We start from the raw sequence: 8,448 nt of genomic DNA, 5'->3' as shown, positions 1-8,448 counted from the left end.
GTCGCCGGCCCAAAAGGGCTGAAGCTGACATCGCGATGTTTTCCGCCGCCAAACAAACAATTTTAGGAACTGAAACTGACATTTCGCTCTCCTGAACTATTCCTCTTGGTGCCTCGTTATATCGTCAATCGCAGTTGAACAGATTGATTGAAGCCAATGGCAATGGCCCGCTGTCTATATGGAACCTTTGGACCAGGCATGAAAATGCTCCGCTCAGGTGATATTCTGAACGAGGCTTTACATCGCCCCTCGTCGCTACTGGTGCGAGACCGGTACGCTGCAACCATGAGGCATGGTCAAACGTGCTCTCAGCAAAAAACAACCCCGGCATCAGACAGACGCCGGGGTCAGTACTCTTACTTCGGGAAGATGCGTTGTCGTAGCACGGCAGGCATTTGTTCGCCTTGAGTTAGATCAAAAGTGGTTTTTGGTTTTGGATTACTGAACCCAACCAAGAAACAGAGGTGGGTCTCACCGATTTTTCGTGACCTAGGTCAAGTTATGGACGCCGCGCACGTGCTAGCCTTCTTCGCAGAAAAGGAGTTTGGCGATGTATAAGAAAGTACTTGTTCCTGTTGCCCTTGATCATTCTGATAGTTTAAAAGCTGCGCTTGCAGTCGCTCGTTTGCTCTCCGATGACGGCGCGGTCGTAACCGTATTAAATGTAATCGAGCAGGTGCCCGGTTACGTGGATATGTACCTTCCAGAGAGCCACAGCGAGGTTCGGAAATCTGAAGTTGAAATCGAGTTGGAAGCAGAGCTTGGTAGTGTTTTGGATGCGAAGCCAGTCGTTGTGAGCGGGCGCGCGGGAAGCGCTATTGTCGACTACGCGGTGAAGCACGAGTTCGATTGCATCGTGATCGCTTCACATCGACCGGGATTGGCGGATTACTTCCTAGGATCGACAGCAGCTCGCGTGGTTCGGCATGCTCCCTGTTCTGTCCATGTTATCCGTTAATCCAGCGGACCAGATACACTCAGCGTCCGCGCAAAAGTCGGTGTGGCCGCTGGCGAAGTGGATCGCTTCCTCTCCGCTTTCATTCAATTGGTTTGGTGCACGTCATATTCCTCAACACAAGTAATCGGTAAGATGGCAGACCTCGAACTTCTCGACACGTATCTTAGCTCAGATGACGCCCACCCAGAGTCCATGGCCATCTCAGACTTGGATGGCTTCCTGACAGGAATTATTTGCGGTCCAGAGCCAATTCCCGCGAGAGAATGGCTGAGTGTTGCCTTGGGTGATGTTGAGGCAGTGCCCGATTACGTAGTGGCCGCTGTCACAGAAATGTACCAAGAAACGTTGGAGTTACTGGAAGACAGCCAAGTGTCGCAGCCGGTGTTCTGGGAAAGCCAAGACGGCAGCGAAATAGCAATGGATTGGTGCGAGGGTTTCATGGAGGCCGTAAAGCTTCGACCGGAGCGGTGGGATGTGTTTTCCCAAACAAAGACAGGCTCTGAGTTGATGCTGCCAATTCTTGTTCACATACTTGATGAAGGTGGAAACTCACTCTTCGATATTGCCCAAGAGGACCTGGACGCGACGCTAGAAGCAGCCGTAGAGGCCATTCCCATTATCGTCCCCGGCATTTATCGACAGATCAGGGTGGTCACGCGGAACTAGACCCAGAACTCATAAGTCCCGCAAGATCGAAAGTCTGCTTTGCCGTATGTCCGGCAGCTTCAGCGGCGGTTTTCATCACGTGCATCCAATCCTTTGCATGCCCGTACGACCCTTCGAAAACGCGGGTGATGAAGTCGCCGCTAAGCGTCGTCATCTCTTCCTCAGTTGAACGCGTTTCCGCCGGATTTCGGCGGTGAGCATTTGCGCCAATCGGTTCCACCAAAACCGAAGCGTATCGGGACTGATATCGATACAGGGCTCGTGCAGCAGGCCTTCAACGTTTCAAAGCGAAGGCGGAAAACGGACATATATCATCACCGCCAGGCGAATGATCTTCGATCCAATTTTGGATCAATGACGATCCTCAATCCATTGAGCCTTCGTACCGTGGCAATTCTTATACCAAGTAACGAAAAAGTCCTCGGCCAGACTGAGGCTGATCAGGGCTGTGGCGCTTAATCCTTCTTCGATTTCGCCAACATGGTCGCCGGCGATCCCAAGGACGAAAGCGCGGGGTGTGGTTTGAAACAGGAGCCTCGACAGTGCCATAGCAGCCTCGGGTGTCACGCTGTGGCTGCCCAGGTTCTGGGGGGTGACGTCAGTCAACTCGGTGAAAATGAATGGATCATCGCATGCAACAGTGGCATCGACAAAGATTACGAGGTCGTGCTGGGATATTGTCAGGGAGTGATCTGCCATGAGCTGGAAATCAATTTCTACCGACAATCCCGGCAGCTTTTTATCCGCAATTCTCTGGGCGAATGCCGGGCCAAGACCATCGTCGCCGCGTCCCGGATTGCCATAACCGATCAGCAGCGCCCGAGGTAGACTCATGCAGATTGCGCAGCAGTATCGAGCAGCCCGCCATTTGCATCGAATAGCTCGACCTGAAGCGGCATCTGGCCCAGTGCGTGCGTGGCGCAAGACAGACAGGGGTCGTAGGCGCGGATTGCTACCTCGATATGGTTCAGCATGCCTTCTGTTATTTTTTCCTGTCCGGACAGATGCTTGACCGCTACATCCTTGACGGCGCGGTTCATGCCTTCGTTGTTATGCGTGGTTGACACGATCAGGTTGCAAAAGGTGACCTGATCATTTTCATCGACTTTGTAGTGATGGATCAAGTTGCCGCGTGGTGCCTCGATGACACCAACGCCCTCGTGACGCCGGTCGCCCTTGGCAACAAGATCACTACCTTGCAGATCGTCGTCGTTCAATAGTTCGCGGATTTTCTCGACACAGTGCAGAACCTCGATCATGCGTGCCCAATGGGTCGTCAGCGTGGTGTGGTTCGGCAGGCCGCCGGTGGCATTGCGCAACTCCTTGTGCGCCAGATTAGCCAGCGGGGTGTCAATGAAAGCGGCGGTGTTCATCCGCGACAGCGGGCCGACCCGATACCAGCCGTCCACGGGTCCGAGGGCCTGAATGAACGGGAACTTCATATAGGACCAGCTGCGCACATCCTCGGTCAGGACCGTGTGGTAATCATTGTAGTTCAGCCCATTAATGATTGATTCACCCTGTGCATCAATCGCCCGCATAACCCCGTGATACAGGTCCAGCGCGCCGTCCATTTCCCGGACCAGCGACATGTGGCTGGATGGAAAGGCGCCAAAGGATTTCACAAGGTCTGCGTGATCGAGCGTATAGTCGCGCGCAAGTTTCAACGCATCTTGCGCCCAATCCTGCATCTCGTCGATTTGCTTCAGAAAACGGTCGCGCGTCGCAATCGGCAGGTTACGGTTGATGCCACCGGGAATGGCGCCGGTGCCGTGTATTTTTTTGCCTGCTGTTGCCTCGATGACGTCCTGCCCGAACTTGCGCATCATCACGGCGCGGCGGCCCAGTTCCGGGTTTTCCTTGAGCACCTCGAAGATGTTGCGCCTGGCGGCTGGGGCGTCGAAGCCAAACAGCAGATCAGGTGCAGACAGGTGAAAGAAATGCAGCACATGGCTTTGCATGACTTGACCGTAATGCATCAGCCGTCGCATCTTTTCCGCCGTCGGCGGCAGCACATCCACCCCAACAATCTGATCCATCGCCTTGGCGGCGGCCAGGTGGTGGCTGACGGGGCAGATGCCGCAAAGCCGCTGAACGATGACCGGCACCTCCCATAGCAGGCGGCCACGAATGAACCGTTCGAACCCGCGGAACTCAACGATATGCAAGCGCGCCTCTTCAACGTTGTTATCGCGGTCAAGGTGAATGGTGACCTTGCCGTGGCCCTCGACACGGGTCACAGGAGAGATCTCGATCAAGCGTGGCTCTGTCATTGTGCGGCCTTTTTTATCGTCAATCGAAACGAATGGTTTCACGGTCAAACCCGTGAAATTTGCCCGCCAGAAGTCTGCTGAGCGCAGAGTAGATCACGTCGCCGCTCGGTGCACAGCCAGGGATTTGGTAGTCGATTTCGACCACATCAGCGCAGCTATAGACCTTGTCCAGCATAAGGGGCAGCGCCGGATCGTTGGGAATATTATGTGTTGTATTACGCAGGTAAGGCCCGGAAATATATGCCTCTTCCAGACATTCGCGCAGGGGGTCGTCGGAATGCATGATAGCATTTCGCATGGCAGGCAACCCGCCCATGATCGCACATTGCCCCAACGCGATCAGCACATCGCAATTGCGCCGAAAATCCCGCAAGACATGCACGTTTTCCTCATTGCAGCAGCCGCCCTCGATAATGCCGATATCGCAGCGTTGGGTGAACCGCTTGATATCAGTCAGTGGAGAACGGTCAATCTCGACCAGCTTCAAAAGTTCGATCAGGCGCTCATCGATATCAAGGATCGCCATGTGGCATCCAAAGCACCCGGCCAGCGAGGTGGTGGCGATGCGGGCCTTCCTTGGCTCACTCATTTGCGCTTGCTTTCAATCTTTTGCCCGATCAGGCCGTCATCGAATTCGCGGCTCCCGATGGGTTTGGAGAAACCTATACGCTTACGGATGATGCAGCCCACCGGGCACACGTCGGCCGATATTGCGTCGTCAGTTACGGCGGCATCCGTATGGGCCAGATCCACTCCGTTGACGGCGACGCGGCGGTGGATGCCGCGCCCGACATACCCAAAGATACCCTTGCCATCGACGTCCTGCGACGCGCGGATACACCGCCCGCAACTGATGCATCGGTTCGTGTCCAAAGCGATGTCTGGGTGTGAGGCATCAAGCGCGCGGCACGGTTCGAGATAGGGGAATTTCGTCGGCTGTGTCATATCCAGCCGATAGGCCATGGCCTGCAATTCGCAATTGCCGCTGGCTTCGCAGATCGGGCACAGGTGGTTGCCTTCGTGAAACAGCATTTCGACCAGATCGCGGCGCATGGAATTGACGTGCTCGCTTTCGTTTTCGACTACGAGGTCTGGAGTGGCGGGCTGGGTACAGGCGGCAACGCTGCGCCCGGAAGCCTTGACCGTGCAAACCCGGCAGCCCCCCTGATGGCGTAGGCCCTCGTGGTCGCAAAGTCTCGGAATATAGATGCCAGCATCGTCGGCGGCCTCCATGATCGTCTGGCCCGGCTTTGCCTGGACAGGCAATCCGTCGATGGTGAAGGTAAACCCAGCGTCGCTCATTTGCCGTAATCCCTGTCGAAAATATATGATCTCCGTTTGGCGATCCCGCGTGCTTCTTCGATAGCGGACTGGATGTCGAAGGTCGCTTTCATCCCGTCCTCGCTTTTCTTGCTTACCGCCGAATAAACCAGTGGGAAGTTCTCTAGCGTGGAAAGTATCGGGTTGGGCGAAGTCACGCCTAGCCCGCAGCGGCTGGTCTCGATGATCGTCGCAGATAGGTCGCGCAAATAGTCGATGTCAGAGCTGTTGGCATTGCCTTTGCGGAATTTCTGGATCGCCTTTTGCAGGAACACGTTGCCCACGCGGCAGGGCGTGCAATACCCGCAGCTTTCGTGGACGAAGAACGACATATAGTATTCGACCATTTCCAGAATGTTGCGCTTGCCGGAAAAGACGATGACGGCTCCGCCAGTGGCCAGATCGTCAAAAGTCAGTTTACGCTGAAAACTGTCGCGACTGATCATCGTACCGCTTGGGCCCCCGACAAGCACGGCAGCAGCGTCTTCGCCGCTGACCATCCGCAACAATTCGGCCACGCTTAGCCCATAGGGCAACTCGTAAACCCCGGGGTTCAGACAGTCGCCCGACACGGAAAACAGCTTGGTGCCATGGCTACCTTTGGTGCCGATGGCATGAAACCATTCGTCGCCGCGGTCCAGAATACGTGCGGCATGGCAGAAGGTCTCGACGTTGTTCACGACGGTTGGATGACCAAGATAACCGCGGTTGACCGGATAGGGCGGGCGAGTCTTTGGCTCTCCGGGCAGGCCCTCACAGGAACTGATCAACGCGCCTTCCTCGCCGCAGATGTAGGCCCCAGCACCCATCTGCACGCGGATGTCGAAATCAAAGCCCGCCTTACCCATGATGTCGGTGCCCAGCACCCCCCGCGCGCGCCGTTCGGTCAGCACGCTTTCCAGGTGCTCTTGCAAATAGACGTATTCGCCGCGCAGATAGATCAGACCTTCACTGGCCCCCACCGCGCGGGCGGCGATCGTCATGCCTTCAATCAGCAAATCAGCCCGTTCGGTCAACAGGACACGGTCCTTGAACGTCCCGGGTTCGCCCTCGTCTGCATTGCAAAAGACAAAGCGGTCTGTATCTGCCTCGGCCGCCGCCAAGCGCCACTTGGCGCCAGTTGTGAATCCCGCGCCACCACAGCCACGCAAGCCACTCGCCTCAACTTCGGCGACGATCTGTTCTGGTTGCAAGACGGAGGCCTTTTCCAGACCCGCATCCCGTGGCACAGGCCCCAACAGCACCTCTCCTGCGTGCTTGATATTGCTGTCCACCGCCATCGTCACGCGCTCGTAAGGGGACAGCGCATCGAATTGCGGGCTGATCAGGTCCTGCGGTCGCGCGTCCGACTGCAAGGCTCTAGCGATGCTGCGCGCTTTGTCTTTTGTCAGACGGGTCACGACGATATCGTTGATCATCGCCGCAGGGGCCTGATCGCACATGCCGATACATGGCGTATATTCCAGCGAAAACCTCCCGTCGACCGAGGTCGTGCCCAGCTTGATACCCAGCTCGTCTTCAAAGCTTTTCACCACATCGTCCAACCCGGCAAAGCGATCGACAATGTCGTCACATAGGCGAATCGTAATCGCACCTTTCGGCTCTAGCGACAGAAACGAATAGAAGCTGGCGACACCTTCGACCGCGATCCGGGTCAGCCCTGTTGCCTCTGCGATCGTCTCCATCGCAGTGGGCGAAATCCAGCGAAACCTGTCCTGTACTGCACGCAGGATATCCAGCATCCGGTGTGGGTCATTGCCAAAACGGTCGCAGATTCCAGTGATCGCCCTGCTATTGCGGGCATCCTTTGGCGCCGCAACGCCGTTACCGGTGGAATGTGCTTCAACCATTCAATCTTTATGCATCTCTGATTGCTTTCAGGCAAGAAAAGCCTGAGATGTTAAACGGGCCGGGTTCCTTTGGCGCTGTTTGCGCCGCATCATTGCTTAAACCTTCTGCACACCGCTAGTTTACAGGCCATGATGGACGATAGTCGGATAAACCGGACGACGGCACGACGCATTCGGGTTCGAGGTCAGGTGCAAGGTGTCGGCTTTCGCCCGTTTGTCTGGCAGCTGGCACAGCGGATGGGTGTGAAAGGTGCCGTCTGGAACGACGCGGAAGGCGTTCAAATCTTCGCGGTGGGCGTTCAACTTGATGCGTTTGAAACGGCATTGCAGTCGCAGGCACCCTCATTGGCACGGATCGACGCCGTTGAAACCACGGTGGAGAAGCTGGGGAAACTCCCCTTTGATTTCGTGATCACTAGTTCGCAAGGCAAGGGCAACCAAACAGGCGTCACACCCGATGCCGCAACCTGCGATGCCTGTCTTGCCGAAGTCCGCGACCCGGCTCAGCGGCGATACGGCTATGCCTTCGCGAGCTGCACACAATGCGGCCCGCGTTTCTCGATTCTGCAGGGCATGCCCTTTGACCGAGAGATGACCTCGATGGCGCGGTTTGCGATGTGCGCCGCTTGCCGGTCCGAGTACGAATCCCCCCAGGACCGAAGGTTCCATGCCCAACCCATCGCCTGCCCTGACTGTGGTCCCCGGCTTTGGTTCGAGGTGGATGGCACCGAGATTTCTGGCGACGCCATCCAACTCTCTGCGCAGCGGCTGAAAGAGGGAGCGATTCTAGCCATCAAGGGACTCGGCGGGTTTCATCTGGCCTGCGACGCGCGCAACGCCGCCGCCATCGCTACACTGCGTCTACGCAAACGCCGTCTCACAAAGGCGTTTGCGCTGATGGGGACGCTGCCAGTGATCCGGCGTCATACAGACATCAGCCCGAAGGAGGAAACGCTTCTGACAGACCCGGGCGCAGTCGTTGTCCTGCTGGACAAATCCAGAGAGCCACTGCCTGAAAATCTTGCCCCGGGGTTGGCCACGCTCGGATGGATTCTGCCCTATACACCGCTACATCACCTTTTGCTTGATGCGGTGGAATGTCCGCTGGTGATGACCTCTGGCAACAGTTCAGGTGAGCCACAGGCCATAGGCAATCCCGAGGCGCGCGAGAAACTGCGCGACATTGCCGATGCCTATCTGATGCATGACAGGGACATCGTCCAACGCCTCGATGACAGCGTTGAAGGCCTCACGCAACATGGCCGCATGGTTCTGCGCCGGGGGCGTGGCAGGGTGCCGGCCACTTTGCCTTTGCCGCCGGGATTCGAGGATGCGCCACAGGTTGTCGCCTATGGCGGGCAGATCAAGTCGGCGTTCTGCT

General features: G+C 56.6%; 9 protein-coding genes and 1 pseudogene. 3 read left to right on the top strand and 7 right to left on the bottom strand.

Going from position 1 to position 8,448, the window contains the following annotated elements:
• The first annotated feature begins 550 nt into the window (after positions 1-550).
• Together Q1B15_RS05545 and Q1B15_RS05540 are read left to right on the top strand one after the other, a co-directional pair.
• Positions 551-958 carry a universal stress protein gene (locus Q1B15_RS05545; protein WP_299751346.1) on the top strand — a complete coding sequence of 136 codons (408 nt, stop codon included), beginning with the start codon at positions 551-553 and terminating at the stop codon, positions 956-958.
• Positions 959-1,090: 132 nt separating this feature from the next.
• Positions 1,091-1,624 (top strand): YecA family protein, encoded by a 534-nt coding sequence (locus Q1B15_RS05540; protein WP_299751343.1) that lies wholly within the window; start codon positions 1,091-1,093, stop codon positions 1,622-1,624.
• Here Q1B15_RS05540 and Q1B15_RS05535 read toward each other — a convergent pair.
• The 7 genes and pseudogenes from Q1B15_RS05535 to Q1B15_RS05505 form a co-directional block, all read right to left on the bottom strand.
• Positions 1,611-1,778 (bottom strand): hydrolase, encoded by a 168-nt coding sequence (locus Q1B15_RS05535; protein WP_299751340.1) that lies wholly within the window; start codon positions 1,776-1,778, stop codon positions 1,611-1,613. The two genes, Q1B15_RS05540 and Q1B15_RS05535, sit on opposite strands and share 14 nt — an antisense overlap.
• Positions 1,779-1,789: 11 nt before the next feature.
• Positions 1,790-1,969: pseudogene (locus Q1B15_RS05530) on the bottom strand (IS6 family transposase); the annotation flags it as partial.
• A 6-nt stretch (positions 1,970-1,975) separates the two neighbouring features.
• Positions 1,976-2,458 carry a hydrogenase maturation protease gene (locus Q1B15_RS05525; RefSeq protein WP_299751337.1) on the bottom strand — a complete coding sequence of 161 codons (483 nt, stop codon included), beginning with the start codon at positions 2,456-2,458 and terminating at the stop codon, positions 1,976-1,978.
• Positions 2,455-3,897 carry a Ni/Fe hydrogenase subunit alpha gene (locus tag Q1B15_RS05520; protein WP_299751335.1) on the bottom strand — a complete coding sequence of 481 codons (1,443 nt, stop codon included), beginning with the start codon at positions 3,895-3,897 and terminating at the stop codon, positions 2,455-2,457. The genes Q1B15_RS05525 and Q1B15_RS05520 overlap by 4 nt, the downstream gene beginning before the upstream one ends.
• Before the next feature lie 19 nt (positions 3,898-3,916).
• Positions 3,917-4,486 (bottom strand): NADP oxidoreductase, encoded by a 570-nt coding sequence (locus Q1B15_RS05515; RefSeq protein WP_299751332.1) that lies wholly within the window; start codon positions 4,484-4,486, stop codon positions 3,917-3,919.
• Positions 4,483-5,199, bottom strand: coding sequence for a 2Fe-2S iron-sulfur cluster-binding protein (locus Q1B15_RS05510; protein ID WP_299751329.1), 717 nt, complete (start codon positions 5,197-5,199; stop codon positions 4,483-4,485). The genes Q1B15_RS05515 and Q1B15_RS05510 overlap by 4 nt, the downstream gene beginning before the upstream one ends.
• Positions 5,196-7,067, bottom strand: coding sequence for an NAD(P)H-dependent oxidoreductase subunit E (locus tag Q1B15_RS05505; protein WP_299751326.1), 1,872 nt, complete (start codon positions 7,065-7,067; stop codon positions 5,196-5,198). Before Q1B15_RS05505 ends, Q1B15_RS05510 begins: the two co-directional genes overlap by 4 nt.
• A gap of 129 nt (positions 7,068-7,196) precedes the next feature.
• Between Q1B15_RS05505 and hypF the strand changes: the two genes are divergently transcribed.
• Positions 7,197-8,448 (top strand): carbamoyltransferase HypF (gene hypF, locus Q1B15_RS05500; RefSeq protein WP_299751323.1); only part of this gene is annotated, 1,252 nt, incomplete at its 3' end.

It is taken from the genome of uncultured Boseongicola sp. (assembly GCF_937988555.1).
Lineage (GTDB): Bacteria > Pseudomonadota > Alphaproteobacteria > Rhodobacterales > Rhodobacteraceae > Boseongicola.
Note: the sequence above shows the minus strand (reverse complement) of the source record. Positions and strands in the feature narration are given on the sequence as shown.